At 77.0% G+C, this 2,367-nt stretch carries 3 protein-coding genes; all 3 read right to left on the bottom strand.

Annotation, left to right across the window (positions count from 1 at the left end; genetic code table 11):
- Nucleotides 1-774 (bottom strand): YveK family protein (locus GTR00_RS19065; RefSeq protein ID WP_205706203.1); only part of this gene is annotated, 774 nt, incomplete at its 3' end.
- Between the two features lie 74 nt (nt 775-848).
- Nucleotides 849-2,000: a glycosyltransferase gene (locus tag GTR00_RS19070; protein ID WP_166613139.1), complete on the bottom strand. Its 1,152-nt coding sequence runs from the start codon at nt 1,998-2,000 to the stop codon at nt 849-851.
- Nucleotides 2,001-2,185: 185 nt separating this feature from the next.
- A partial coding sequence (locus tag GTR00_RS19075; protein WP_166613140.1) for a hypothetical protein occupies nt 2,186-2,367 on the bottom strand: 182 nt, incomplete at its 5' end.

Genomic DNA, 2,367 nt, shown 5'->3' on the forward strand with positions numbered 1-2,367 from the left:
GTCGAGGACCTGCCCCTCCGAACCGCGCGCCACCTCCCCGCCCCGCACCGTCCCCCAGGGCAGCCCGAGCAGTTCCCCGGCGTCCCGGCCGGACAGCACGCGCGAGGGGCGCGCCGCGAGGAGCACCAGCACGGCCGAGGCGGCGATCAGACCCAGCACCGCTCCCGTGGCGCCGTCGCGCCAGGGGACGGGACGCGTCCGCACCGGCGGTCGGGTGCCGAGCACCTGCACCGGGTCGGCCGTGCGGGCGGCGACGGCGGCACGGGCGGCGATGTCGTCCAGGGCCGCCCGCTGCGAGGCGGGCAGGCCCTGCGCGCTGGCCCGCGCGGCGGCTGCCGTCCGGTCGGCCTCCTCGACCACCTGCTGGCGGCTCCTGTCGGCGAAGGCCGCGGTCACGGCCTCGACGCGGGCGGTGGCCCGTCCCGCGTCGTCGGCGCTGCCGGTGAGCGTGATGACGTTCGAACCCGGTTGCGGGGTCGCCGTCAGCGCGTCCTGCAGGTCCGTCCACCGCTCCCCGCTGCCCAGCGCCCGGGCGGCGGTGGTGAGCACGTCCTGGGACAGGAGGAACGACGTTGCCTCGGCCAGTTCGCGCTCGGCCACCGCGGAGTTCGCGTTGGCGAACAGCAGGGGGTCCTGGGAGGTGGGCGTGAACGCCACCGTCGACTCCACCTGCCAGCTGGGACCGAGGGCCGAACCCGCGGCGACACCGGCGAGCGCACCCAGCACCGCCGCCGCCAGCGGCAGCCGGGCGAGCCGCCACGCCCTGGACAGCACGGGGCGCTCCCGGCGGTGCGTGCCCCGCCACGGCGCGGGCGGACGGGTGGAGCGGGCCGGGTGCTCCGCCGTGGTCACGCGCTCCCCCCGCCGGGGCCGGCCCACTGCGCGTAGAGCTCGTCCACCTCCGAGACCCATCGCTCGAAGGGGAAGGCTTCGGCCAGCCGGCGCCGACCGGCGGCCCCGAAGGCCGCCGCCCGCCCGGGCGAACCCAGGACCTCCACCAGCGCCGACGCGAGCTGACGCGGAGCGCGCGGCGGCACCAGCAGACCCGTCGCGCCGTGGTCGACCATCTCCGCGAGCCCGCCCGTGGCGGTGCTCACGACCGGGATGCCGCCGGCCATCGCCTCGAGGACGGCGTACGGGAAGCACTCGACGTTGTAGGAGGCGAGGACGAAGACGTCGGCGCCGGACGCCAGCAGCGGGGCGTCGACGCGGGCGCCGAGGAAGTGCACGCCCGGGACCCCGGCCGCAGCCGCCTCCAGGCCGGCGCGCTCCGGCCCGTCGCCCACCACGGCGAGCCGGGCCCCGGGGACCTCCCGCACGACCTCCCGCCAGGCGGCCAGCAGGTCCCGGTGGCCCTTGTCCGCGCGCAGGGCACCCACGACCACGGCGACCGGCCCGCCGGCGGGAGCACCGGGCAGGGCCGCCTCCAGGGCCGCGCGCCCGCCCTCCGGCGGGACCGCCGGCAGGCTGTTCTGCACCACGCGGACCTTGTCCGTGGGCAGGCCCAGGTGCTCACGCAGGTAGGTGACCTGGGTGTGGCACACCGCCGCGTAACCGCTCACGACGCCACCGAGCACCGACTCCATGCCGCGTTCCCGGGTGCCGCGGTGGCCGACGTGCCCGTAGGTGTGCTTCCAGACGACGTAGGGCGTGCGGCCGCCACCGCGCGCGCGGTGCTCGGCCAGGGCCAGCCGCACGGGCAGGTCCGCCTGGAAGTGCTGCGCGCTGACGACGGCGGGGCGGTGCCGGCGCAGCAGGTCGCGCACCGCGGAGGCGGTGCGGCGCACGCCCTTCGCGCCCTCGGGGGCGGGCACCAGGTCCACCGGGACCCCCGAGCGCCGCAGGTCCTCTTCGAAGGGCCCGGACCGGAAGGCCACCACCCGGCAGTTCCAGCGCTGGCGGTCCAGGTGCTGCGCGAGCAGCACGGAGTGGCGTTCGGCGCCGCCGAGCTGCAGGGCGGGCAGGACGAACAGCGCCGTGCGGGGCCCCGGGTCAGCCACCGGTCACCGCCCCCGCACCGGTTCCCTGCCGCGTCGTGGAGCTCCTGTGGGACATGCCCGCCCGTCCTCCTCCTGCGCCCCTCTTCGGCGCTCCGTGCCCTGACGCGCAACCCAGTTCCACGCGCCCTGCCGCGCATCCTCACGGCTGCGGCCCGGATGTGCGAACCCGCGTCGGCGGTGCGGGGTCAGCGCGTGGCGGCGGTCCCGGCGACTGGTGACTTTCCGTCCATTTCAGGCTGCAGCGTGTGCAGCCAGGTGTTGGTCTCGCGCAACGCGCCCAGCGCGGGTTTGGCGCTGCCGTCCAGACGGGTCAACCCGAAACCGTTCTCGTAGGCGTTCCAGTCGTCGCGGTCGCGGATGGTGAAGA

This window comes from Kineococcus indalonis (genome assembly GCF_009906395.1).
Lineage (GTDB): Bacteria > Actinomycetota > Actinomycetes > Actinomycetales > Kineococcaceae > Kineococcus > Kineococcus indalonis.